Here is a 25,887-nt window from a genome sequence, read left to right as displayed (position 1 = left end):
ACATGATGGTCCACGGCGAAGCCTGGACGGTCAAAGAACTTTTCGTCCTGCCCAACGAATATGTCTACTGGTCGATCCAGATCGTCCTCTATCCGTACATGACCGGTCTGGTCGCCGGCGCCTTTGTCCTGTCCTCACTCTACCATGTCTTCGGAGTGGAGAAACTGAAGGAGATCGCGCGCTTCGCCCTGGTTTTCTCCTTCGCCCTGCTGCCGGTGGCGATGATGCCTTTGCTACTGCACCTACAGCAACCATTTCGCGGCATCCACGTCATGATGACACCACACTTCACATCGGCAATATCGGCTTTCGGTATTGTTTTCATGACCTACGCCTGTATCGTCGGTTCGGAAATCTGGTTCGTTTACCGCCAGTTCATTGTTGAAAGTATCAACCGGCTGGAAAAAAAGGAGCGCAGAGGGATTGAAAACATGCTGCTGCCGATCTACAAGGTCGTCTCTCTCGGCGCCCGAGATCTGAGTCCCGAAGCTCTGAAAGCCGACCACAAGGCGGTCAAGTTCCTCGCCGGGCTTGGTATCCCGGTCGCCTGTTTCCTGCATGGCTATGCCGGCTTTATCTTCGGCTCAGTCAAGGCCAACGCCCTGTGGATGACACCGTTGATGCCGGTTATTTTCATCATGTCAGCGGTGGTCTCCGGAATCGCCCTCTGTATCCTCTGTTACGCTATCTTCATGGGGCTGAGACGCTGGGCGCTGCCGCGGGGCAAAACCCATTTCCTCCCCGACCACTGGGCCGGTGCCACTGAATTGACCCCCGAAGGGCTGCACAGCATGCAGGACTACGAGACCAAGATGACCTCCAAGTACCTGCTGATCTTCATGACCCTGGCGATTACCCTGGAACTGCTGGATATCATTTTCCGCGGCTATACCGCGGTCAGATCCTGGGATATCGTGCGTGAAGTCATCTACCAACGCGATTTCTTCAAAATTTTTGTTCTGCAGTACGGCTTCGGCAACGCCCTGCCGTTTATCATGCTGCTGCTTCCGGGCCTGACCACCCGTCGTGCCTGCGTCGCCTGCGTCCTGGTCCTGTTCGGCGTGCTGATGATGCGCTGGAATGTTGTTATCGGCGGACAGGCCTTCTCGCTGACCTTTGACGGCTTCATGGAATATCACCTGCCGATCATTCCTTACGACATGGAAACCTTCAAAGAGGGATTGGGGGGAGCCCTGCTGGTGGCGGTGACACCATTCGTCATCTTCTACTTTATCAACATGATCTTCCCGGCCTTCATCACCGACGACAAAGCCCACTGACGCCGGGGGATACCATACCGTCAAGCAAAAGGGCCGTCCTTCCGGACGGCCCTTTTGCTTGCGGCAGAAAAAAAGAACTGCGAAACCTTCAGCCGGGAGGCAGACGGTCCAGGGCCGCGAGTGAACTCTGCAGATTCTCTCCAAGATCCATGCGCTTGGTCAACACCCCGGTCAACCGGACAGTGGGCAGGTCCTTGAGCTTCATCTCTATGGTCATCTGGTTCCCCAGAATGACTCCCGCGAAGACCAGCATTCCTTCGGTCGCGTAACCGAGAATTCCGATCGGGTCGCCACTGTAGTGCTGAAAGTGGAACTCGCCCTGCAGTTCATGCCCTTTTTTCTGGTAAGAACCGACATAGAAATATCCGGTATCGCCGCCATGAACAACACCATCGGCGAACAGAAAGGTGCCGGCACCGTGATTCTCGATATTCGTAATATTGGAACGCCATTCGCCAGTCCAAAGGCCTTCGGTCATGGGATTTCCTCATCCTTTCTTTATCCCTGAATCAGTGAATCCCTTGTCGGCGGACAGTACCAAGTCATTGACCTGCCTGAGCTTCCCAAAAATAACCAGCGAACCCATGAGTGCGCCTCAGCTTTTTGGAAATCCCATCCAGGCCAAGCACTTGCACTCTCCATCCAACAGGAACTCACTGATTCAGGTTATCCTCAGCACTGAACCGGACCCCATCCAGGGTTACGGTTATTTGGATTTTAACAGGTTCCCCTGCAACAGCCAGCAACTTGACCTCTTTCAGCTTCAGGCTATGCTGGAAAAACCATGAACCGGATTGAACTGGACATCACGATCGATCACGCAGAAATCGAACGACTCAAACAGGCGATCACAACCTTTGCCGATCGCATGGGCCTGAAAAGTGACACCCGTTTCGAACTGACCATGGCGCTGGAAGAAGCGGTCGTCAACATTATTGAACATGGAGAGCTGACGCCTGCCACAGGCCACATTCACCTGGTTCTGCACTGCCGGAAGAGGATCATCCATATTGAACTGCGCGACAACGGCCGACGCTTCGACCCTCTGCAGGAAAGATCTCCGGATTTCGAAATACCTTTCGACGAACGGAAGGTCGGAGGGCTGGGAATTTTCTATCTGCGACAGATGATGGACAACCTTGCCTATCGTTATGCCGATGGAGAAAATATCCTCACCATGCAGAAACGAATTTCCTGATATACTGAGGGAATTACACGGAGGACAACACTGATGAGCCTGACATTTGAAACTCGGGAAGAACTTACCGGAATCTTCATCATCAAACTGAACGGTTCTCTCGACACCAATACCGCCGGATCATTGGAAACCGAAACCAATCGCCTGCTGGGAACCACTCCAACAACGATAATTTTCGACTTTGAGAACCTCGACTATATCAGCAGTGCCGGCGTCAGGGTGGTGCTGAAGACCAAGAAGGGACTGAAGGAGGTCTCCGGCAATCTTATGATGATGAACCTGCAGCCGCAGATCAAGAAGGTCTTCGAGATCATCAATGCCCTGCCCTCGCAGCAGGTTTTTTCCAGCATCAGCGAACTTGACCGCTATCTCGACAAGATGCAGAGAAAGATTACCGGCTGATTCCGGTCCGTTTAACCAACCGCGCCGCGAGACTGAAGGCCTCGTCCTGCTCACCAGTTTTGAGGACCATTTCATCTCCGGCCAGAGTCCCGACCAGGCTGATCTGTCCCTCGTCCACCGGTCCGAGAAGCCCGCTCGGGGGCCCACTGTAATGAGAAATCAGCAGCGTGGCTCTCACCTGTTCGCCGGCAAGGTGATATTCACCGAAGAAATAATAACGGGCACTGCCGCCGTAAATGCGCCCATCCCGAAAGATGAATACTCCGGCCCCTTCCCCGGCCTGGCCGAGGACTGTCGAGTCCCATTCCCCCGTCCAAAGTCCTTCGATCATAACTTGACTCCTTTGCACCGCCAGTCCGGTCTGACCTGACATCAGGCCCTCGACCACTGACATCCTCTCGTCGGGTCAAAACGGTTTGCGTTCCTGCGATTTTTTCTGGAAAGATACTGCAGTATCTGCCGTCCGGTCAGCTTGACACTGGCCGGGCCACTGCGAATATAGAAATCTTCCTCCTTGCCCTGACGCAAAAAAGCCGGCTCCGAGGAGCGGTCAACCTGAACCACCGCCACCTGCCTGCCGTCATGCTCGACCAGATCGAAATGCAGACAGCGCGAAAATTCCAGGCCGATATGCTGGGCCACCAGGTTTTTGAAATGAAGTCGGCACTTGTCCTCGTTTTGAAAGCCGTCGGCTTCCAGGCCGACGATATCACCATCATCGTTAACACCGATCAACAGGATTCCGCCGGCCGTATTGAGAAAACCTACCACCCCTTTCAGCCAGGCGATTTCAATCTCCTTGCCGGCCCGCCCCGACTTAAGGTTCATGCGCATGGTCGACTTGAATTCGACCCGGACTGATCACCGCCTGCAGCCAGGCGGCATCCGGGCGGGTGACCGCCGGGACAAAATGCCTCCGGAAACGCCTGAGAACGAACAGCAGGGCGAGGATGCCGATCAGCAGAATAACAGCGGCAACCGCAAGAAACTGACGACGGACACCGCTTAAACCGGGATTGATTTCACTTTCAGGAACCAGGATACCAATCCTGACCCGGGCGTTATCCAGCGACACCTGCTCCTCCCCGGCATACCAGGTGGTCCCAAGGAGGCTAAAGGAGGTCACCGAATCTTCGGGACGACGCACCTTCCGATAGGCGGCAAGCAACTGCCGATTTTCACTGCTGGCGGGTCCCGAGGCAAGATCATTGAGAAGGCCGTCCCTGGAAACGGAAAAGACGACCCCTGATTCCCCCAGTTCCGGAACCCGCAGGGCCTTGACCAGATCATCAATCAACAGATCGATGGCGGCAACCTGGAAGCCCCGCTTTCCTTGCCAGGCGATAGAGGCACTCACTCCGAAACGCTTGAGAGTATGAAACCGGTAGAGGCCGCTCCAGACAACTGTGCCCGGCTGTTTGCGGGCCGGCTGATACCAGATACGCTGCCGCGGATCAAAACTTTCCGCGGCATCCCACTGCCGCTGCAATGTCCCGCCTTTCCAGAACTGCCAATGCTGTGGAGCGCCCGACCCTCGTGAATGGCGAACCAGCCAACCGCCCTGGTTCCTGGCAAGAAAAAAATCCCGTCCTTCATCATCCGCCAGGGAGAGCCCGGCTATCGCCGGAAAATTTTCCACCAGCGGCAGCAGTTTCCGGCGCAGGCCGTCGACGTCCTGAGCAACCAGCAACCCCTCACGCCCCCAGCCGCTGAGCGTTTCCAACAGTCGATGGCTGCCTTCGATCTGCCGCTGAAAGCGACGCGATGCCACGCTGGCGGCCTGACGCACCATACTGACGGTCATTTCGCTGCGGGCTCTCTGACCGAGAAAGCTGAAGACCCCGAGTAGCCCACCGACCAGCACCACCAACAGCAGACAGAGCCAGACAACCAGGCGGAATTCGACCTTCCCCCCACTCGAACTTGAAATCCCCCGACTAATAATCATCGGCCACTGTCTGCACCGGCGATGCGTCTGTCGACGGGTTGTTATCCGCCGGGACAGCGCGACCGCCGGTCAGAAGTATGAAATAACCGAACAGACCGGAAATCAACGATCCACTCAGGATTCCGAGACGATGACTGAGCATATAGGTTTCGGCGTCCCCACCGACATGCTCGAACGCCAGTCCCCCGATAAACAAACTCATGGTGAAACCGATTCCACAGAGAGCCGCGACCCCGAACAGGTGGCGATTGGTGGCACCTTCAGGCATCGCCGCCAACCCGGTCTTGACCGCCAGAATCGAACAGCCGTAGACCCCGGCCAGCTTGCCGACCACCAGGCCGACCATGATTCCAAGCGGAACCGAATGAAAGAGGTCGCCCAATCCCATACCGGAAAGGGGAATACCGGCATTGGCAAAGGCGAATATCGGCAGAATCAGAAAGCTGACCCAGGGGTGCAGATCATGCTCCAGCTTTCCGGCCGGAGAGAAACTTTCGTCCCGGTTGCTTTTCAGCGGGATGGCGAAGGCCAGGGCAACCCCGGCGAGAGTCGCGTGAACTCCCGACTTGAGCACGAAGATCCACAGGAAGACGCCGACGGTGATATAGGCCGCCATCCGTTCCACCTTGAAGATATTCAGCAGGAACAGGACCACCAGGCAGATAGCCGCCATCCACAACATACTGATGGACAGATCCCCGGAATAAAAGAGCGCGATGATGATGATCGCCCCGAGGTCATCCATGATCGCCAGGGCCAGCAGAAAGATTTTCAGCGAAGAAGGAACCCGCTTGCCGAGCAGCGCCAGGACTCCAAGAGCAAAGGCAATATCGGTGGCGGCGGGAATCGCCCAGCCATTGAGAGCGGCGGAGTCACCGGCATTGATCAGCACGTAGCAGAGGGCCGGGGCGACCATGCCGCCGAGGGCGGCGATACCCGGCAGAATGATCTGCGCGCGGCTGGAAAGCTGGCCGACCATCACCTCCCGCTTGACCTCCAGCCCGACCAGCAGAAAAAACACCGCCATCAGGCCGTCATTGACCAACAGCAGCAGCGGCTTGGCAATATGAATATACCGCCCGAGGCGAACCTCAAAGGGGGTGTTGAGAATGTACTCGTAAACCGACTGCAGCGAACTGTTGGCGCAGACCATCGCCAGCACCATTGCCACCATCAGCAGAATGCCGACGGACGACTCCTTATGCAGGAATTCCTCAAGTTTGGACGACATTAAAAACTCCTCGAAAAGGGCAAGCCGAATACAGACAGGCGCCGAGAACTATCAGGGGGTTGAAAAAGACATGTTCCCGGTCTGAGCAAAAATGTCCAGATGCAAGGTGTCCGCACACCCGCGGAATAAGGCGTACCGGGAGGTACGTCGTTGACGCGGGGGAAGGATAACGCAGCAGATGGGCGTTTTTCATCAGCCTGCTATTGACGAACCCGGGTCGTGCCTCGGGCATCCTTGATCACCCGCACCCGGTCGCCGACCCGGTAAGCGGCATCGGCCTCCTGAACAACCACGATCAGTTCGCCGCTGTCAAGTTCAACCTCAAGCTCCACCCCCTGTACGGTGGTGACATTTTTTTCGATCGTCGAACCGGCTGCCGCCCCGCCCAGGGCTCCGGCCACGGTGGCAAGATTGCGGCCCTTGCCACCCCCGACCGCATGGCCGAGGACACCGCCCAGGGCACCTCCGGCAATCGCCCCGACGGCCGAGGACTTGCCCTCGATGGTCACCGGGTCGGCCCGCAGAATGGTGCCGTAGTAGACGGAATGGCTGGTACGAGCCTGGTCGCGGGTATAGACATTCCCCGAAGTACTCGGCGCGCAACCGGCCAGCAGAACAAAACAGCTCAATGAAAGAAAGAGACTGCTCCGGACAACTATTGTTTTCATTGTCAGCTCCTGACGGTTAAATGAAAGCTCCCCAAAGTCAAAGGGTACCAGTCCTTTACCGTTAGGCAAGACCGAACAGATCAGAAGTCCCCGGAATCCTGAGCCAGCAGTCGACCGGCATGGCGGGCGAAACCGCTGCCGGCTTCGGCATAGAGATCAAAGGTCACGACACCGAGATTTTCCAGTTCATCGATCTGATCGGCGAAATGGGCGATGCTTGCCAACCGTCCCCGGTAACCCCTTCCCCGTATGGTCGCTGCCACGGAGAGGTTGGCCACGTGCTTCGGCATCGCCAGCAGGCAGAGCTTGATCCGGTTGTCATGCGGCGTCCGGGCCCAGAAATCAGGATCGGTCGGATCGCCGTAGATGACATGACGCCCCTCCCGACAATGCCGGGCAACCTTCTCCTTGTTGTAATCGACCCCAACCACTTTGTCGGCATATCGCTTATGGAAATAATCATAAACCGCGGTCCCGATACGCCCCATGCCGAATACCGCGATGGAAACCTCTCCCGGCTCAAGCGGCTGGTCACTCGGGTGCCGGGTTCTGGTTTCAAACCGCTTCAGAGTGTCCTGCCAACGCGCATAAAGAGTGGCAGCGGCACTGTTCAAGGGGGCGGCAAGGACAAAACTGAGCGACAGGGCGATGGCCACGGCGACCAGCCACTGACTGTCGAGCCAACCGGATGAAACCGCGATGGCCCCGACGATCAATCCGAATTCACTGTAGTTCGCCAAACTGAAAGAGGCCAGCAGAGCGGACCGGGCGCGCAGCCGAAACCGGGTCAACAGCAGGAAATAAAGGCCGGTCTTAAACGGCAGCAGAAAGACCAGCAGCAGGGCGGTGACCAGCGTGGCGCCGTCGGGAACGCCGGAAAGGCCGATACTGAGAAAAAACCCGACAAGCAGCAGATCCTTGAAACCGAGCAGCGACTTGGACAGTTCCGAAGCGCGCGGATGCCCGGACAACAGCACACCCATGATCAGCGCTCCCAAATCACCCTTGAGACCGACCAGCACAAAGCCGGAATAACCGGCCACCAGGGCAAGAAAAAATCCGCACAGCACCAGCAATTCACCATGACCACAGCGATTGAGCAGGCGATACAGCAGGGGACGCAGCAGCCAGAGCAGGAGAGGAATGGCCAGGGCCCAGGGGGAAGGAACCTTGCCGGCGGAAATGGTCAGAAAGAGAACCGCGAAGACATCCTGCATGATCAGAATGCCGATCGCCACCCGGCCGTGCATGGCCGCCATCTCCCCCTTTTGCTCCAACACCTTGACCGCGAAAACTGTGCTGGAAAAACTGAGGGCAAAGGCAACCAGCAACGCAACCTGGAAATCAAGTCCGGCGAACAGACCGACTCCCAAAGCTCCGCATGCAAGAATGAACAGCCCTGTCAACAGCATGCTGAGCAACAGGTGCAGGCTGCTCCCGGCCCAGATTTCCGCCCGCAACAGGCTGCGGAGATCGAGCTTGAGGCCGATGCTGAAAAGCAGCAGGGTGACACCGAGATCGGCCATGGTCTGCAGCAGATCCCCCCCCTGGATTCCAAGTCCGTTGAGGACGAAACCGGCGATCAGAAACCCGACCATCGGCGGCAATCCGACCTGGCGCAGCAGATAGCCGCAGCCGAAAGCAATGGTCAACCAGAGAGGGTCCATCATCAGTCTCCAGAATCCCGTTCAATGGAATTCAATCAGGTAAAAGAGATCGATACCGCTGTTGATGCCGAGTACCGACTCGACCTCCCAGCGCTTGGCCAGGCGATGGCGCAGCCGCAACCCGCCCTCCCCGGAAAAAAGTCCCTGAAGATCAATATTGGTCAGGCCGATCTTGGAGAAGAGGGATTCGCCGGGAGCCATCAGGGCTCCGGTTCCGAGCATCAGCATCCCTTCATCACCACCGCTTGAAGTCGCCCGGCGACCTGTGACAATCGCCAGCAGGATATCTTTTTCCGGCATCGCCGGACGTGAATGGAGGGTGATGCGCGGCCTCCTGGCCGTGCCGCCGATCTGCACGCCGGCCTGAAGCTGCCCCAGGTCGCGCATCGCCAGAATATCCAGGGACGGGTTATTCAGCGCCGCGGACCGATAGCGAAGTCGCCCGTGACGGATCTTCAGACGCACCCCGTAGGCCGCGAAATCACCTTCGACGATATGAATCTCGCCATCGGCACGGGGTACTCCGCCAGCCGCGAGTCTGATATCGACAGTCCCGCCAAGACGGGCGTTCACGCCCCCCGCCGCCACCGTCACCCGGTCACCGAGAACCACCTTCAACAGCACTTCCGGCTGCCATGCTGTCGCGTCGGCAGCGACCGGTGATTTCGTTTGCAGGACCACCACGTCAGGACTGGGAGGAACCTCGGGCGCCGCCCGGACCCCACGCAACTCAAGGCGCGGCACCAGCACCCGGCCCGTGACCTGCAGCCGCTCAGCGTCACCCGTAAATTCAATCTCGGGGGAAAGCTCGACGACCAGCTCAGGCAAATCGGCGGCCAGGAAATTATCCCCCTGAAGCTCCAACCGGTAGCGAAAGCCTCCCTCTCCCCCAATCTTCAACCAGCCTCGCCCCTGCAGGGCACTGGCCCCGGACACGATGCGCAACGTCTCGATTTCGGCCCGATCTCCACTCAGCCGCATGTCCAGTTCGATCGGCCGCAGGCTGATACCAAGCTGCGGCAGGTAGGCACCGGCCTGCCGCAAACCGACCCGACCCTGCAGCGCGGGACGGTGCAGGGTGCCGCCCAGGCCCAAGTCAAGGACCAGCCGGCCGCTCAACTCCTCGATCGGCATCGGTAACAGGGCTTCGAGCATGCCGGTTTCAGCCAGCTCCCCACTGACGGCACCCGTCAACGGGGCATCTCGATCGATAACGGGCGGCCAGGCGGCGGACAAGGGCAAAACCAGCTCACCATTCAATCCTCCCCCATCGTTCAGGACCAGTCGACACCCCAGTCGCAGGGTCCTCTCCTGCCACTGCCACTCCAGGCCGGCTTCCTTCAGCCGTGAATGAAGCACACCCCGACCGTCACGCCAGGACAACTCGGCGCCGCTGCCAGTTGCTGTTCCGTTCAAGCGGAAACGTCCGCCGCCAAGCCAACGCCCTTCTCCTTCAAGGGCGACATGACCCCGCACCGACAGCTCCGCCGGCAGCCGGCGGCGCAGGGCGGCAAGCCGCAACCCGGCCGCGGAAAAATGAAACTGGCCCTCCTCGGGGAAATCCAGGCCGAGTGGCTGCCGGGCGTCACCGGAAAATTCCAGATTACCGCCCTTGCTGCCGACGGCCCGGACACTGAAGATCAGCTGGCGCTGATGCCAATCGAGGTTGAGATGCAATTCCTGCAGCGCTTCGTCCCAGGATTGATGCCGCAACTCCCCGGCGGCATCGATCTTCAATGCGAGCTGGACAGGGCGACCGGCCTGCAGTTGCAGGCTGAAGGAACCGGAACTTTCCCCCCGCAGGATCTGTTCCGGCAGCAGCGACGCCAGGCGCTCCAGTCGCAGCTTGCGCCAGGAACCGGAAATATCGCCGGCACGCCGTTCAACCTGGTAGTGTCCAGCCAGCCGCAGACTCTCACCGGCAGCCCCGGTCACCAGCAGCGGGGCAACCGCCCAGCGCCGCGCACTCCAGCGTACGGCAGCCGGATGCTGGAGCATCAGCGCCGCGCCATCAAGCAGCCTGGAGGTGAAATGCTCCACGGTGCCGCGCCATTCCTCTCCGTCCCAACTGCCGACCGCCGTCAAAGCCAGGGATCCTTCCGGCCCCTCCAGTCGCAAGTCAAGCCGATGATCCTCCGTGAGACCGGCAACAACCGCGTTCAGGGTTGAGATCTGAAGCCCTCCCTGATCAATATCCGCAGCACTGATGTTGATATTCAGCGCGTCCTCCGCCCCGGGATGGGCGGCGTTCACCTGCAGATCGCCGATCCGCAGCCCACGCCACTGCAACTGCTGTCCCGACACCTTGCCGGTACCGGCCCATCCGCCGTCGTCAAACCGCAGCCAACCGCCCCCGGCGATCTCCCCGGCAGCGCCTTCGAGCCAACGGGAAAGATCGTCCACCTTGAGTTGGAAATCGAAACGCTCGGCCAGATCACCCGCGGCCCTCAGCACCAGCCCCTCGGAACGCAACTGCAGATCCTGAAAGGAAAGCTCATCCCCGACCAGGCGGATTCGGCCACGACCGGTGAGCGGATATCCCTGCAGCTGTCCGTGCAGGTTGTCGACGGCCGCCGCGATCACCAGCGGAGCGGTATCCGGAACCTGGAGACTGCCGCTGCCGGAAAAGGAAAGATCGCCGGCCCTGCCAAGGACGGTTTCGGCCGGGTTGAGGTGCCCGACCGTCACCCTCCAGTCCATGCGGAAATCCCGACGCCAGTCAAGATCGAGCCGTCCCTGTTCCAATTGCCCCTGCAGCCAGTTGCCCTGAAGGTTCCGCAACCAGACCCCGTCGAGATTGCCGAACACCTCCCCCGCCAGGCTGGTCGGACCGTTCCGCAACTGCAGGGTGCCGCGATAGACCCGCCAGTCACCCTGAACCTGAAGCCTCCCGGTCGCGGTCGCCGGCAACCCGACGCTCCCCAGAGATTCCCCGGACACCAGCTCTTCCGGCAGGACCACCTCGGCCCGGTAGTCAAGACGCATGGTCCGCAGATCCCAGCGCAGGTCACCGGAAAGCTCAACGTAGGGAGACATGTAAATAGCGGGAGAGATCTGCAGCAGCCGGTCACGCAACTGCAGTCGACCTTCGATACGGTCGGCAATCACCGTCACCCCGTCGACGGAATGATAATTGAAGCGGCTCAGCCGCAGCTGCCTGATCTCGCCATGCAGCCAGGCGGGCAGCGGCCAGGGAGCGGGCAGCTCAAGCCGGGCGGCCGTCAACGGCAGTAGTGTCGTCAGTGGTTCGGAATCCGTCGCGGTCGTATCGACCCACAGATCAAGATCCGTCACCCGCAGCTGCCCAATATCCACCCCGCCACCGAACAACGCCCACGGGTTCCAGCCGAACTGCAACTCCGAGAACGCCAGCCGGCCACCATCCCAGGCAACCTGCACCCCCTGCAGGTCAAGACCCGTCGCCAATTGCCCCTGCAGCGAACCGACCTCGATCCGGACACCGCCGAGGCCATCAATCCGCTGCAGCAGCCAGCAGGCCCCGGAAGAGCTGTAAAGCAACCAGCCGCCGGCAACGAGCACCAGCAGCAACAGCGTCAGGGCCGCGAACAGGCCTTTTAGCCGCCGCGTCACAGGTCAAACCCGACACTGAAGTGAATGCGCCAGCCCGGGTTTGGCTCATGAAGCTGGCGTGCCAGGTCGATCTTGATCGGACCGACCGGGGTATAGACTCGGGCACCGACACCGGCCCCCTGGATAAAACGCACCTGCTGAAAAGCCATGAAAGAACTTCCGACGTCATAGAAGAGGGCGGCCCCATAGCGTTTGCTGAAGGCATATTCCACCTCCAGGCTTCCTCCGGCCAGACCGTCACCACCGATCACCCGCCCGGTTTCATCGGTCGCCCCGCGGGACTTGTAGGCGTAGCCGCGCACACCATTGTCGCCACCGACGAAAAACCGCATCGAAACCGGCACATCATTGAAATCACCATCATGGGCCAGCAGTCCGAAATAACTGCGCAGCAACAGGGTCCAGTCCTCCCCCAACGGCTGCATCAGCGCCCCGCCCCCGGTAAAGCGCAACAGCGTGCTGTCGGAAAGCAACGCGTCGTGACTGCCGGTCAGCTCCAGGCGATACTGAAAACCCCGGTTCGGATTGACCGGGTCATCATAATGTCGGCGTTGATAACGGATTCCCGGCAGCAGCAAGGTCGAGATATCGGAACGCCGGCCGATGGTGTAATCCTCACGTTGCTGGCGAAGGGAAAACGAGATGACGGCATCACTGCCGAGACCGTAAACCCGCTCGCCTTCAAGATGAATAATCTCGGTTTCATAGACATCGATATCTTCCTTGGAGAGTCCGGCGTTGATCCCCCAGGAATTTTCCTTATGGCCCGGCAGGGGGATGGTATAGCGGATGATGAGCGCCTGGGTTTTCTGTGCCAGGCTGAAATCGGCCTCGAAACGGTGAGCGCGCTGCCAGAGATTCAGCTCCTGGTAATTGAGGGTCAGGCGCGCACCGGTATTGGTACCGTAACCGACCCCGGCCCGCAGCCGGCGCCGGGCGCCTTCCTTGAGGCGGATACGGATCGGCACCAGCTGCCGCCTGGCAAGCTCGATTTCAGGAATCAGCTGGATATCATCAAACCGGTCGGCCTTGAGGAAATTGATCCGGGTACGGCTCAATTGTTTATTGGAGAAGATATCACCGGCGGAGAATTCAAGATAGCGCCGTAAAAAATCGGGAGGGAACGAATCGCCCTCCTCAATACTGATCTCACCGAAATAAAATAATGGACCGGTCTCCAGCTCCAGATCAACTTCGGCGCGATAAGCTTCGACGTCAACCTCGACCCGGCTGCGCCGATATTTCGCCTTGAGATAACCAAGATCAACCGCGGCCACCCGCAGGGCCAGCTTGGCATCCTCGTAAGCCTTGTGATTGAGCTGATCCCCACTTTTCAGCGGAAAACCGACAACCATCCGTCGCAACGGCAACCGTTCGGCACCCGGGCCGGTCACCGCCACCCGCACCCGACCCAGGCGAACCGGCTCACCGGGGTCGACCTGCACCCGCAACTCCTCCCGCTCCCGCACCCTGACCCGTTCCGCTTTGACTTGAACATGATAATAGCCGAGCGGTTCCAGGGCCTTGCGGGCATCCGCCGGGGCCTTCTGCAGCAGGCGCTCCAGCCAGCGACGATTGGTCCGGCCGTCGTGGACCAGCCCGCTCGGCAACTGCAACGCCGCCTCAACATTCTTGCGCAACGCCCCCTTGACCCCGCTGACAACCAGTCGAACATCGGCCGCGACCGCGAATCCGGAAAAAAGAGCCGTCCACAAAAGAACCGGAACGAAAATGCGCCCCCAAAAGAACTTCAAAATCGAACCTTCTGCCTGTCAAGCTCAGGGACAGGTATCCTGAAACACTGACCCGTTTCAAATGAACTCGTTGATTCAATCTATCTTATTGAAAAAATAAAAGAAAAGCTGTCCTGGCATGTTTGACATTCTAGCCGGTTCCGGCATATTTTCAATGGAACGCCCCGCTTATTCCGCCGCAGCGGCCTCACACATCCTCTCTAAGAAGCAGGTCATGTCGCCGGCCAAAAGGCAACCGGCCCGAGTTGTTAGTCAACTCGGGCCGGTCTTTCACATGGAACAGGAATACGAAAGGATTTTCAGAACTGGTAGGCGGCCATGATGCCGACAATCAGCTGCGAATCGGAACCCTGCTGATCAACCAGCGGGCTGTCGGAGGCATCACCGAGCAGGGATTTGAAGCCGGCGCCACCGACCAGTTTCCAGTGCTGCCGGGGATGATAGTCGACCAGCAGCGCGGCGGTCACATCCTTGAGGCCGGAAGAGGCCTTGAAATTGGGCAGGGTGGACGTGCCGCGGTTACCGGCATTGACGCCGAAATAGGTCTGCATGTAATCACTGTCGGCATAGGTGGTCGACAGGGTCGGCATCAGGGTCAGGTCCCGGCTGGGCACGTAACGATAACCCCCGCTGAGAGTCACCAGGCTGCCGTCATGGGCATCGGAGACATCGACGACGTACTGAATACTGGCGATCCAGTTGTTCAGGGCGAACCCGCCGAAAACACCGGCCTCGATGGCGGTATCGACTTCCTTCATCCGGCTCACCTGATCGTCATCGACATCATTATCCCGCTTGGCCCGGTACTGCAGCACAGGGCCGAGATAATACTGCGCGTTCGGCAGCAGGTTGACCCGCAACCGATTGGCGAAAAGATCAACGAAACGACCGCTCTTGTAATGGGACTGAAAGAGCAGCAGCGGCGCCGCGGTGTAATCGTCCGATCCCTCGTAATCGGGAACCATGACGAGACCGGCGCCGGCGGACATCTGAGTCGCCCCCCGCACCCCTCCTTCACCGGTTTCACTGTCAACGAAGGCCAGTGCCGACCCGGCAACACTGACCAGAAAAACCATCGCCGCCAGGGCAATCAACATCTGTTTCATTTTTTTCTCCATCCGCATGACATACTCTTTTCAAAATGAACGTCCCCATTTCCTCACGAACACGAAGAAGCCTGAAATGTCCTGGTTAATGAATAACATCAAATGAATGGCAACTAAACTTATCCTTCAGTCAAGCTGACGGCTCGAAAAACATGCGAACCCGGGCATCCATCTCAATCCGACAGCTTCTTTTTCAACAGCTCGGCGGCCACGTCCCGACTGAACTGTCCGAGCAGTTCACTCTCAGCCTTCACCAGCGATTCATAACCAGGGCCATCCAACGGCAGCCGGTAGCGTTTTCCGAGAACCTTCTCCACCTTGCCCGCGGCCGTATCGAAAACCGTCCAGCGAACCTTCAGGACCGCCTCGACACCAGGGGTTCCATCGAAACGCTGAATATCATAAACCACCCGGTAGTCGGGCCTGGCCAGACGATCCCAGGGATAGGTCACCACCCTCTCACTGCCGAGCAGATCCGTAAGATTATCGACCATGACCGCGGCAATATCCTTTTCCAGCAGACCGGCCCAGCGGTGGAACTCTGCGATCTGCAGTCTGCTGTCACTCTCACGGGTTACGATCTGCGGTCTTTTGAGATAGTCGGGAATAGTAATCGGCCCGACGCCGACGCTGAAGTCATAATGCGGCACAGCCCCATCCAATTCACCCAGTTCAGCCAACGGAACCAACTTGTAAAATGAGGTTTTCGGTGAATGCCCGGCACAGCCGGCGAGACCGATAACCAGTCCAAACAAAAGGCACCCTGATATCTTGTTCATAAAAAACTTGATCATTTCTGCTCCCCTTTCTTGCCGAAAATCAGGGCTTCAGGATTGCGCTCCAGGTACTCGGTCAGGGCCCGGATCGAGCGCACCGCGCTGCCGAGTTCATCGAGGGCGGTACGGGCATTGTAATTCAGGGGCGAATCACTGCCGAGGGTCGCCTTGATGTCGGACAGGGTTTCATCCAGCTGTCGCAGAGTTGCGTTCAGATCGGGAACCGTCTGCTGATCGACCTTCTGCAGCACCGCGTTCACCCGCGGAACGGTGGTCCGATCGATCTTCCGCAGCGCACTGCGGGCCGCTGCCAGGGTCTGGTCGAGATTGTGGCCGATACTGTCAAAGGGAATTTTTTCAACCTTGGCCAGGATCCGCTCGAACTTGTCGGTGAGCTGCTCCAGCGAACCGGGGACAGTCGGAAAAACCGGGTAGAGACCATCGTAATAGATCTCGGCCGGTTTCGCCTCCGGATGAATGTCCAGGTCGACATAGAGCGCTCCGGTCAGCAGGCTGCCGGTCTTCAACTGTGCCCGCAGCCCCCGCCGGATCATCTCCTTCTGCTTGGCCTTGCTGATGGCATCCCGGCCTTTAAGCTGAGCGTAAGTAGGCTCGGCCGGCTCATTGTCGTGGCGGTATTCCATCCGCTCCGGCTCGATCATCACCAACACCGGGATTTTCGCTTTCAGCTCCTCGGCATTGATCACCAGACGGACATCAACCACCTCGCCGACCTTGATACCGCGGAATTCAACCGGCGCACCCGGCCTGAGACCACGCACCGACTGATCGAAGTACATCAGGTAGTAGTTCTTGATGGTGTATTCCCGTTCCTGAATGCTCTGCCGGTCGGGGTAAAGAACAAAGCGGGAGCCTTCCGGAGCCGGCTCTTTTGCCACCAGGCGTTTCGGTGTGGCAAAGGCAATTCCCCCCTGAAGAATGGAAACCAGTGACTGGGTGTTGATCCTTATTCCCTCGGCATTCAACGTCATGTCAACACCGCTGGCATTCCAGAAACGGGTCGCCCGGGTGACTCGCCGGTCATGCGGAGCATTGATGAAAACCTCGATATTGACCGCGTCGCCGACATCATTGAAAGCATAGTCGATGACTTGGCCGACCTTGATCTGGCGGAAGTAGACCGGCGAACCGATATCCAGAGAACCAAGATTTTCCGAACGAAGCATGAACTTGCGCCCGGGACGGTCGGTGGTGATCACCGGCGGCTTTTCAAGCCCCTCGAAAACCTTCGTCAGCTTCCCCTCCTTAGCCGGATCGACACCGATATAGGCCCCGGACAGGAGGGTGCCGAGGGCCGAGATCTCACCGGCGGCGATCCGCGCCCGGATCACGAAGAAACGGGTCTTGTCGGTCAGGTACGGTTTGGCACTGGGATTCATCCGCGCCTTGACCGCCACCCCGTCAAGTCCAGGTTCAAGGTCGATCTCCTCAACCTTGCCGACCTCGACATCCTTGTACCTGACCTTGGTCTTCCCGGCCTCCAGCCCTTCAGCGGTCTTGAAGTGTATGGTGATCAGCGGTCCCTGCTCCGAAACCGCCTTGAAAACCAGCCAGCCGCCGATCGCCAGGGCGACCAGCGGTACCAGCCAGACAATCGAGAACCCTTTGCGGGTACGCACCTCGGCCGTCCGGACAACCGGCTGCTCCTTTTTTTCCTCACTCATTCGTCATCCTCCATCACATCCCAGATCAGGCGCGGATCAAAACTCTCTGCGGCGAACATGGTAATGATCACCACGCCGGCAAAGTAGGGTGTCGCCGGTCCGGCATCGACCCGGGCAACGGCACCCAGTTTGACCAGGGCGACCAGAATGGTGACCACGTAGACATCGACCATCGACCATCGACCGACCAGTTCGGTCAGGCGATAGAGGCGGGTTCGGTCGACCAGCCTCCGGCGCGAACGGCGCTGCACCGAAATCAGCAGGTAAATCAGGATCAGCAGCTTCATCAACGGCACAAAGACACTGGCGATAAAAATCACCAGCGCGATCGGCACCATGCCACTGTGCAGAAAGTAGATAACGCCGCTGATGATGGTATCGGTCTGGGTGACGCCTATCGCACTGGTGATGGTAATCGGCAGCAGGTTGGCCGGCAGATAGAGGATCACGGCAGCGAAGACCAGCGCCCAGGTCCGCATCAGGCTGTTCGGCTTGCGACTGTGGAGCGTCGATCCGCAACGGGGGCAACAGGCAACCTGTTTCTCGACGGGAACAGGCGCATCGCACAACAGATGGCAGTTGTGGCAGCTGACCAGGTTCTGCCGGCGCGCGGTCATGCCGGCGGCCTTCATCGCAATGCCTCCAGCCGTTCCCAGACCTGGTGGGGGTCGAGTACCGCGGCCTGGGCGGCAAGAACGAAGATCAGCACAGCGAAGGCCCACAGGGAGATCCCCGGGATCACTTCCGCCAGGTGCCCCAGTTTGACCAGCGAGACGAGAATGCCGAGCATGAAGACCTCCATCATGCTCCAGGGCTGCAGGTGGCTGACCAGGCGGAAGACCACTTCCGCCCGCGGCAGTCGACGACCGAAGTGAAGCGGCAACAACACGTAGAGCAGACCGAGAATACCGGCGAGGGGAAAGAGGACGCAGGTCAGCAGCACCACCATGGCGAGCAGCACCATCTTCTGCTCCAGCAGCAGCCAGACCCCGGTCAGCAGGTTGCTGTGCTGTTCGAAACCACCCGCCTTCATGGCCAGAAAGGGAAAGCTGACCGCCGCGATGAAGAGAACCAGACCGGCAAAAGACAGCGCCAGGGTTTTTTCGATACTGTTCGGCCGATCACGCTGCAGCAGACAACCGCAACGCGGGCAATGGGCACACCCCCCCGGCGGCAGTTCGGGCAGCCGGGTCAGCAGATCGCATTCATGACAGGCAATCAACTCGGACAAGGACATTCCCCGTCAATCAAATTCAAAAGGGACAACCTTAAACCGCTGATAGCTGAACCTTTCGGCCCGAAGCAACAGACGGTCGCCGGGAGAGAGATTGGTATCCCCGAGATTCAGCAAAGAAACGCCGACAAAAATCGCCCGGCTCGCTCCAGAATAACAAATTATTCGCTACTTGCAGTAACCGGGGAATGTTGGCGGCCACCACCGCGCCGCCTGACTGCCGGGAGAAATAAGGTCGCCGACCTCAATAAACCGGTCGTGAAGCGTGAAAGGAAAGGGCTGTGGCCCCCGAAGGAAAGGATCGTATGAAAGGAAGGGCCGACCGGGAACCTGCGGGCGCTCAGCAACAGACAAAGCATCCCCGCCGGCCGACGCATCGAGCTATCGCCGTTGCGGCGGAAAGGATGAGAGCAGGGTCCGCACGACACCTGGGATCTTGCGCCGGGCCTCGCTTTCATCGGCAATCGGCTCGCGGCCGGTCGCAGACCAGACCGGTTGCCTGGTCTGCGGGTCGAGCAGGAAGATGGTCAGCACCCCTTCGCGCGAGGAGCGACGGAACCAGTTGCCGCTGTCGTTCTGTTCCCAGGCCACCTGCGAAGTAAAACCGGTCGCCTTCGGATTGGCGTAGACCGCCTTGAAAACGTTGCCCCGGTAACTGACCAGCAGGTCGGGGTTTTCCATCACCAGCCTGAGCCCCCGGGATTCCAGCTCGTGAGTCACGGCCTTGCGCACCAGGCGCTGCATCGGATCCTGGCCGAGGAGATTGTCGGCCAGCACCGATTTCTCGTCCGCCCAGTTCCAGGTTTTGAAACGGGAAAAATCGGTGGTTAAACTGAAATTCTGCGAATATTCCGGCTTCGGAGCACAGCCACCGAACAGCAACAGCACAAGAACCAGCGTCAGGCAGAAAAAGAACGGACGGAACATCATCACAACTCCTTGTATAAACCCACAGACCTGAATCAATCCGGCAATTCAGGAATCACTCATGAAAATTATCAGGTTGCCTTGACGATCACAAGAGTAATGTCGTCCTCCTGCGCCTCCCTGCCGAGAAAATCATGCACCGCGCCGATAATGATCCGGTAAATCTCCTCGGCTGGAGCAGAGACGTTATCCTGCAGCAGTTCCAGGAACCGATCCTCACCGAACTGCTCCCCAGCCGCATTGCGCGCTTCCCAGATACCGTCGGTGCCGATTGCCAGCACATCCCCCGGACGCAGGGGCTCGCGACAGCTTTCGGGATAGTCGGCATCGTTCATGATGCCGAGCGGCACGCCGACCACCGAAAGTTCCTCGATGCTCCGACAATCGGCACGGTAGTAATAAACCGGACCGTGGCCCGCCGAAATCCAGCAGAGAGACTGTCGGGCGAGATCGAAACGGGCATAGAAGAGGGTCATGAAACGAGTATCACCGACATCCTCGGAAAGAAAGCGATTGAGCCAGCCAAACAGCTCTTCGAGATTGTCGCTGCCGGAGGCAACTGAAGAACGCAACGCTCCACTGACCGAGGCCATCAGCAGGGCGGCGCCGACCCCGTGCCCGACCACATCGCCGACCACGACTCCGAGGTAATTTTCACCCGAATGGATAAAGTCATAGTAGTCGCCGCCGATTTCATCACAGTAGCTGATGCCGCCGGCAATCTGCAGCCCGGGGAAATCGGGAACCTTATCCGGCAGCAGCAGCTGCTGAATCTCCCGCGCCACCAGCAGCGACTGTTTCATCTGCTGTCGTTCCTGCAACTGTGGACCGACCCGGTTGAAGGCCGCGCCGAGTTCTTCGAATTCATCCCCGGTGCGGATTTCGACCCGCGCGTTGAAATCCCCCTCGGCCAGCTTCCCGGCGGCAGCGGCCAGGCTGGCCACCGGGCGGGTCACGGCCCGCGCCCGCAGAACTGCGGTTACCACCACCCAGGCAGCAACGCCCAGCAGCAGAATCCCGGCAACCCGCAATCCCCGCACCACCTGCTGCAGGACATAGCTCCCGGCCTTTTCCGCCTGAGCCGTGACCAGCTCATAGGGAACCACGACCAGTGCCACCGGCTCCCCCGGAGCCGCTGTCGCGTAGGCCCAGTAAGCCTGTTCTCCACGATAACTGAGTTTGCGCACCCCGCCCTGCCCGTTGGCCAGGTCATCACAGAGGGCTGCCATCTTCTCCCGGTCGGCGGAAACGAGATAGTTTTTCGGCTCGGCCCGCCGCCAGAGGTAGCGACGCATATCCTCCCTGCCGTGGAGCATGATCTCCAGTTTTTTGTCCGGGGCCGCGTCCGGGTGAAAACTGAGGACCATGGTATCGACCGCCTGGGCCCATGCGTCGGGTAGCCGCCAGTCACTGAGAGGTCGATCGGAAGCGATGTCGATCCCGGTTACACCGGCAAAACTGCCGTCCGGGTTGTGGACCGGAGCCGCCAGCACCAGCATCAGCCGATGGGTGGTCGCGTCCCCGAGCATCAACCGCACCGGCGCGTCGGTCTCCTTGGCCTGACGATACCAGGGACGGGTGCGGGGGTCGAAGTCGGCCGGGATGCCGCCATGACCGGGATAGCTGGTATGCAGGCCGCTCTGCAGAGACGTATACTGCCACTGAAACAGGTCGGGACGCAGCCGACGGAAAAAATTGTAGACCTCCGGCATGTCCCCCAGGCGTGCCAGGCCGGCAGCGGATGATGACCCGCCCGGCGCGACATGGTAGGACTGCGCGCTGAAACTGACCGGCATCGGCGTCAGCTCGCCGTCCCGCCCGAAATGGAGGTGTCGTTCAGAGGGGGCCAGATCGGCCGGACCCCGGCCGGCGTCAAAATCGGCGACACTGACACTGGCCTGAAGAGCCGGCATCGACGGCTCCTTCGCCGCCAGCCGCCGCTCCACCTCCCGGACCTGGGAGTTCAGGGCGGCGGTCAGGAAGGTCCGGTCCCGCTGCAGCAGCAGGTTGTAGTTGTCAACCATGCTCTGCAGATGTTCCAGGGCGCTGCGCTCCAGGTAGGTACGGGTTTCGGCGGCCAGCTGACGACCCAGCTGCCGCATCGACAAACCATGCAGCACCGAACTGAGAATCAGCGGGGCCAGGGCGATGACCAGCAGCAGAGTGAGCAGCTTGCCTCGGAACTTGAGGGCCATGGGAGAAAACCTCAGGCCGCTGCGACCGGCGCCAGGGGGAAGCTCACCGGCTGGTCGGGAATCAGGGTCAGGGCCTGCTGTTCATGGCGGATATCAAGCCCCTGTCCGTCACGCAGCAGATAGGTCACTTGTTGCTGGTTCATCTCGATATCCAGCAACTGCCCACGGATCGTCAGCGAGAAACGCAGCCTGCGGATCGCCGGCGACAGGTGCGGCCGAAAGCTGATCTCGCCGTTATCATCGCGCATGCCGGCAAAACCGTAGACCACCACCATCCAGGTGCCGCCCATCGAAGCGATATGGCAACCGTCACGGACGTTGCCGCCGACATCGGCCAGATCCATCAGCACCGCGTACCGCGCGTAGCGCAGGGCTTTTTCCATATCACCAATTTCGGCGGCGACAATGCTCTGGATACAGGCCGAGAGAGAGGAATCCCCCGTAGTCAGGGGATCGTAGTAATCAAAATTACGTTTCTTTTCCCCGGCGGAAAATTCGCTGCCGAGCAGAAACATGGCCAGCACGATATCCGCCTGCTTGATCACCTGGTGGCGATAGATGACCAGTGGATGGTAATAGAGCAGCAACGGAAATTTATCCCTCGGTGTCTTGGTCAGGTCCCAGATCTCCCGGTCGAGGAAATTATCATCCTGCGGATGGATGCCGATTTCCTCATCATAGGGAACATACATGCGCGCCGCCGCCTTGCCCCAGTCACAGACCTCCGATTCCCGCAGCCCGGTACGATGCCTCAGAGTGGCGTAGTAATCGGGAGCTTCCTGCCGCATGCGGGTCACGGTTTCGGCGGCGAACAGCAGGTTCATGCGTGCCATCAGGTTGGTGTAGGTGTTGTTGTTGACCACCGTTGTGTACTCGTCGGGCCCGGTGACGCCATGGATGCAGAACTGCCCCTGCTCGCGTGGATTGAAAAAGCCGAGATCGTACCAGAGGCGGGCGGTTTCCACCAGAATCTCGGCCCCCTCATTGTAGAGCAGGGAGATATCATCGCTCGCCTCGACATACTTCTTCAGCGCATAGACGATATCGGCATTGATATGGTACTGCGCGGTGCCGGCGGCATAATAAGCCGACGCTTCTTCACCGTTGATGGTCCTCCAGGGGAACAGTGCTCCCTCCTGGTTCACTTCCCGAGCCCTTTTGCGAGCCCGATCGAGCATTGAATGCCTGAATTTCAACAGGTTGCGCGCCACTCGCGGAGCGGTATAGGTCAGAAACGGCATCACGTAAATTTCGGTATCCCAGAAATAATGACCCTCGTAGGTCTGCCCGGTCAGGCCCTTGGCCGGAATACCCGCGCCCTCGGCACGCGCCGAGGCCTGCAGAATCTGAAACAGGTTCCATCGCAGGGCCTGCTGCATCTCTCCCGCGGGGCGCTTGTGCAGCGCGGGGTCACCCTCGATTTCGACATCGCTGCGCGCCCAGAAATCATCCAGGTAAGCCCGCTGACTCTTGACCAGGCTGTCGAACCCGCCGGCGAGAACACGGTCCAGAGTCCGGTCGGCCCGTTCACAGAGCTCGGCGGTCGGCGCGCTGCGTGAACTGTGGTAGCTGATGAACTTGTACAGCTGAATCGGCTGCCCCGGCCGAGCGGTGACCGAAAAAACCACCTTGCCGCCCTGCTCAAACCACTCCGAGTCGACCTGGTACCGGCAATCGGTCTGCAGCACGTGGTCAACCCCGCAGGCGAGCGTCATGCCGCTGTTGGCCGCCCGGTGGGCCAGCATCAGGCGCTGATCCCTGCAGGACCGTTCCTGCGGGACCAGAACCTGGGAACCGACCCCCCTGGCCTGACGCGGGTCATCCGCCCCGGCCTGATTCGCCTGGCCGTCGAGAACCTTGGAGGAAAGCACCACCGGCGCCTCGGCATTGAGGACCGTCACCTGGTAGGAGATTGCCGCCACGTGGCGGTGTTCGAAAGAAACAAGCCGCCGACTCTCGATCAGCACCTGCTTGCCCGAAGCGGTTTCCCACAACACCTCGCGGTCAAGCGTCCCGGCCCGCATGTCGAGAACCCGCTCGTAGAGCTGCAGGCTGGCGGTCGGCAGGTAAAAGGGTTCGTCATCGACGTAGAGCTTGATCTGCTTGGCATCGGTGACGTTGAGCATGGTCTGTCCGGTTTCGGCGAAACCGTAGGCTTTCTCACCGTAAACGATCGGCCAGGTCTCGTGAAAACCGTTGATGAAGGTGCCGTTTTGAAAACTGGGGCGTCCCTCGACATGATTGCCTCGCATCCCGAGGTAGCCGTTGCCGATGGCGAAAATCGTCTCGGTCTGGGCCAGAAAGGGCTCATAGTAGGCGGTCTCGATGATCTTCCACTCGTTGATCGGATAGAGATGCGGTGGAGGATTGAGTGTTTCGTGGCGGATCATCGTTCAAAACTCCTGCGGATTCGCTGTTTCCGGGACCAGCTCTCCAAGGTCCTTGACCACGATATCGGCACCATGGTCGGCCAGTCGCTCGGCATCACCATGTCGGTCGACACCGATCACCAGGCCGAACCCCCCGGCCCGACCGGCCTGCACTCCGGAGATGGCATCTTCAACCACCACCGCTTTTTCCGGGGTGATACCGAGAATCTCGGCGGCCTTGAGATAGGTGTCGGGAGCCGGCTTGCCCGGAAGACAGAGGGCTTCGGCAACATGGCCGTCGATCCGCTGTTCGAACATTTCGGCGATCCCCGCCGCCTGCAGCACCGCCGGACAGTTCTTGCTCGCCGATACCACCGCGGTACGGATTCCCTGCTGCAGCAGCCAGCGCACCAGACGGATGGACCCCTCGAACACGTCGACCTGCTCGGCGGCGAGAATCTCACCGACCATGGCATCCTTGCGATTGCCGAGACCGCAGACCGTCTCCCGTTCCGGCGGGTCGTCCGCCGCCCCTTCCGGCAGTTCGATACCGCGCGAAGCGAGAAAAAAACGGACCCCGTCGTAACGCAACCGGCCATCGACGTAGGCCTTGTAATCCTGATCGACATCGAAGGGCTCAAAGGATTCATTGCGTTCAGCGGCGCGACGTTTGAGAAAGGCATCGAACATCCGCTTCCAGCAGATGGAATGGATTTTCGCGGTCGCGGTGAGGACTCCATCCAGATCAAACAACACCGCCTCATAACAGCTCCAGTCAATCTCGCTTTTCAGGTCATCCATGGGTTTCCTTCCTTTTCCCGGCTCGGTGATGAACTCGACCGGCTCAGCTTAACAGTTTAGCGGATAATGTCGAACCCGCATCCGTAATCCCGGGATCAATCCTCCCCGGCATCCCCCTGCGCGATCTGCATGCCCACCAGTCGGGCGACCAGCACCGTCAGGTAGAGCTGACCGATGATCGCCTCAAGAATCGCCGAAGATCGCGCCACCTGCGCAACCGGGGAGATGTCTCCGTAACCGAGGGTGGTCAGGGTGACGAAGCTGAAATAGGAAAAGGCGAAAGAGGAGGAACTCGGATTGGCATGACTGAAGGAACCGGGATGCATGACCTCGATCAGGCCATAGATGAAGGTCCAGCAGAGTCCGATCAGCAGATAGACGACAACCGCCGCATGAATCAGTTCCAGGGTGACCCGCCGGGACTGAAAAATGAACTTCAGGATACTGACCACCAGCAGCAGCAGAAACAGGATTCCACACGAACGGCCGATCAGCGTGAGCCAGTACAGGTGAATGAAATGAACGGACCAGGTATAGACCAGCATCGGCAGGGCCAGGACAACGCCTGTCAGGAGAATGGCACGCTGCCGGCTGACCGCCCAGAGGCCACCGAGAAAAACCAGGGTCAGAAAAACATCCGAGAGCATCCCCAGCAGCTTCATGTTGTCGAACAGGGGCGAAAGGGCAATGGCCACCAGAAGGACAACCAACAGGAACAGGAAGCGCTGATGACGATACCAGGATACAGCGGCACGGGTCCGGGAGAACTCTGTTGTCAACCGTCTACCCTCCATTCGCGGGTTCCAGCAGCATGTCTCCACCGAATGATCTGCCGGAGTGACGGCTCACCGAAACATACTTTTTTCGTTCGAACTGACCGGCCACACAGTTTAACCAAATTTCATCGGGAACTCATCCTCCCGCCGGAGATTCCACTTAATTATCTCAACTTTCGCACCATTCTAAATGGCGCAACAGGCTGAATGTAAATTGGTTTTCAAAAACATAGAGGCCGGAAGTAGCATTGGCCGTCGTAATAAGCCCGGTATCTGAGC

The 25,887-nt window shown here is 59.2% G+C and carries 22 protein-coding genes; 3 read left to right on the top strand and 19 right to left on the bottom strand.

The window, feature by feature from the left end:
* Window positions 1-5 precede the first annotated feature (5 nt).
* A complete protein-coding gene (gene nrfD / locus C2E25_RS11670; RefSeq protein ID WP_103115938.1) occupies window positions 6-1,280 on the top strand; it encodes an NrfD/PsrC family molybdoenzyme membrane anchor subunit in 1,275 nt (424 codons plus the stop codon).
* A gap of 88 nt (window positions 1,281-1,368) precedes the next feature.
* On the opposite strand, the gene C2E25_RS11665 is transcribed toward nrfD, so the two are convergent.
* Window positions 1,369-1,758 (bottom strand): GrlR family regulatory protein, encoded by a 390-nt coding sequence (locus C2E25_RS11665; RefSeq protein WP_103115913.1) that lies wholly within the window; start codon window positions 1,756-1,758, stop codon window positions 1,369-1,371.
* A gap of 306 nt (window positions 1,759-2,064) precedes the next feature.
* Between C2E25_RS11665 and C2E25_RS11655 the strand changes: the two genes are divergently transcribed.
* Both C2E25_RS11655 and C2E25_RS11650 read left to right on the top strand, forming a co-directional pair.
* The gene (locus C2E25_RS11655; RefSeq protein WP_103115911.1) at window positions 2,065-2,478 is read left to right on the top strand and encodes an ATP-binding protein; all 414 of its coding nucleotides are present in this window, start codon (window positions 2,065-2,067) and stop codon (window positions 2,476-2,478) included.
* A 33-nt stretch (window positions 2,479-2,511) separates the two neighbouring features.
* Window positions 2,512-2,880 carry an STAS domain-containing protein gene (locus tag C2E25_RS11650; RefSeq protein WP_103115910.1) on the top strand — a complete coding sequence of 123 codons (369 nt, stop codon included), beginning with the start codon at window positions 2,512-2,514 and terminating at the stop codon, window positions 2,878-2,880.
* On the opposite strand, the gene C2E25_RS11645 is transcribed toward C2E25_RS11650, so the two are convergent.
* From C2E25_RS11645 to C2E25_RS11560, 18 genes are all read right to left on the bottom strand, one after another.
* Window positions 2,870-3,211 carry a GrlR family regulatory protein gene (locus C2E25_RS11645; protein ID WP_158247234.1) on the bottom strand — a complete coding sequence of 114 codons (342 nt, stop codon included), beginning with the start codon at window positions 3,209-3,211 and terminating at the stop codon, window positions 2,870-2,872. The genes C2E25_RS11650 and C2E25_RS11645 overlap by 11 nt on opposite strands.
* Before the next feature lie 41 nt (window positions 3,212-3,252).
* A complete protein-coding gene (locus C2E25_RS11640; protein ID WP_103115908.1) occupies window positions 3,253-3,714 on the bottom strand; it encodes a helix-turn-helix domain-containing protein in 462 nt (153 codons plus the stop codon).
* Window positions 3,698-4,828, bottom strand: a complete 1,131-nt coding sequence (locus tag C2E25_RS11635) for a cache domain-containing protein (protein ID WP_103115907.1) — start codon at window positions 4,826-4,828, stop codon at window positions 3,698-3,700. Before C2E25_RS11635 ends, C2E25_RS11640 begins: the two co-directional genes overlap by 17 nt.
* Entirely contained in the window at window positions 4,818-6,059 is a 1,242-nt protein-coding gene (gene nhaA / locus C2E25_RS11630; protein ID WP_103115906.1) for a Na+/H+ antiporter NhaA, read from the bottom strand. The genes C2E25_RS11635 and nhaA overlap by 11 nt, the downstream gene beginning before the upstream one ends.
* A 200-nt stretch (window positions 6,060-6,259) precedes the next feature.
* A complete protein-coding gene (locus tag C2E25_RS11625) occupies window positions 6,260-6,727 on the bottom strand; it encodes a glycine zipper 2TM domain-containing protein (RefSeq protein WP_103115905.1) in 468 nt (155 codons plus the stop codon).
* 80 nt (window positions 6,728-6,807) lie between these two features.
* Window positions 6,808-8,394 carry a cation:proton antiporter family protein gene (locus tag C2E25_RS11620; protein ID WP_103115904.1) on the bottom strand — a complete coding sequence of 529 codons (1,587 nt, stop codon included), beginning with the start codon at window positions 8,392-8,394 and terminating at the stop codon, window positions 6,808-6,810.
* Between the two features lie 21 nt (window positions 8,395-8,415).
* Window positions 8,416-11,985, bottom strand: coding sequence for a translocation/assembly module TamB domain-containing protein (locus C2E25_RS11615; RefSeq protein ID WP_103115903.1), 3,570 nt, complete (start codon window positions 11,983-11,985; stop codon window positions 8,416-8,418).
* Window positions 11,982-13,739: an autotransporter assembly complex protein TamA gene (locus tag C2E25_RS11610; protein WP_103115902.1), complete on the bottom strand. Its 1,758-nt coding sequence runs from the start codon at window positions 13,737-13,739 to the stop codon at window positions 11,982-11,984. Before C2E25_RS11610 ends, C2E25_RS11615 begins: the two co-directional genes overlap by 4 nt.
* A 299-nt stretch (window positions 13,740-14,038) precedes the next feature.
* Entirely contained in the window at window positions 14,039-14,845 is an 807-nt protein-coding gene (locus C2E25_RS11605) for a MipA/OmpV family protein (RefSeq protein ID WP_158247233.1), read from the bottom strand.
* A gap of 173 nt (window positions 14,846-15,018) precedes the next feature.
* The gene (locus tag C2E25_RS11600; protein WP_103115900.1) at window positions 15,019-15,639 is read right to left on the bottom strand and encodes a PqiC family protein; all 621 of its coding nucleotides are present in this window, start codon (window positions 15,637-15,639) and stop codon (window positions 15,019-15,021) included.
* Window positions 15,636-17,306, bottom strand: a complete 1,671-nt coding sequence (locus tag C2E25_RS11595; RefSeq protein ID WP_103115899.1) for an intermembrane transport protein PqiB — start codon at window positions 17,304-17,306, stop codon at window positions 15,636-15,638. Before C2E25_RS11595 ends, C2E25_RS11600 begins: the two co-directional genes overlap by 4 nt.
* Entirely contained in the window at window positions 17,303-17,938 is a 636-nt protein-coding gene (locus C2E25_RS11590) for a paraquat-inducible protein A (protein ID WP_103115898.1), read from the bottom strand. Before C2E25_RS11590 ends, C2E25_RS11595 begins: the two co-directional genes overlap by 4 nt.
* Window positions 17,935-18,537, bottom strand: a complete 603-nt coding sequence (locus tag C2E25_RS11585; RefSeq protein WP_199177424.1) for a paraquat-inducible protein A — start codon at window positions 18,535-18,537, stop codon at window positions 17,935-17,937. The genes C2E25_RS11590 and C2E25_RS11585 overlap by 4 nt, the downstream gene beginning before the upstream one ends.
* Window positions 18,538-18,921: 384 nt before the next feature.
* A complete protein-coding gene (locus C2E25_RS11580; protein ID WP_103115896.1) occupies window positions 18,922-19,470 on the bottom strand; it encodes a DUF4136 domain-containing protein in 549 nt (182 codons plus the stop codon).
* A 68-nt stretch (window positions 19,471-19,538) separates the two neighbouring features.
* A complete protein-coding gene (locus C2E25_RS11575; RefSeq protein ID WP_103115895.1) occupies window positions 19,539-21,662 on the bottom strand; it encodes a SpoIIE family protein phosphatase in 2,124 nt (707 codons plus the stop codon).
* Window positions 21,663-21,673: 11 nt separating this feature from the next.
* On the bottom strand, window positions 21,674-24,052 hold the full coding sequence (locus C2E25_RS11570) for a glycoside hydrolase family 65 protein (protein WP_103115894.1): 2,379 nt from the start codon (window positions 24,050-24,052) through the stop codon (window positions 21,674-21,676).
* A gap of 3 nt (window positions 24,053-24,055) precedes the next feature.
* Window positions 24,056-24,832 carry an HAD family hydrolase gene (locus C2E25_RS11565; RefSeq protein ID WP_103115893.1) on the bottom strand — a complete coding sequence of 259 codons (777 nt, stop codon included), beginning with the start codon at window positions 24,830-24,832 and terminating at the stop codon, window positions 24,056-24,058.
* Between the two features lie 95 nt (window positions 24,833-24,927).
* Window positions 24,928-25,611: an ion channel gene (locus C2E25_RS11560; RefSeq protein ID WP_158247232.1), complete on the bottom strand. Its 684-nt coding sequence runs from the start codon at window positions 25,609-25,611 to the stop codon at window positions 24,928-24,930.
* Window positions 25,612-25,887 lie beyond the last annotated feature (276 nt).

It is taken from the genome of Geothermobacter hydrogeniphilus (assembly GCF_002898515.1).
Taxonomy (GTDB): domain Bacteria; phylum Desulfobacterota; class Desulfuromonadia; order Desulfuromonadales; family Geothermobacteraceae; genus Geothermobacter_A.
This window is presented reverse-complemented; position numbering and strand designations above follow the sequence as displayed.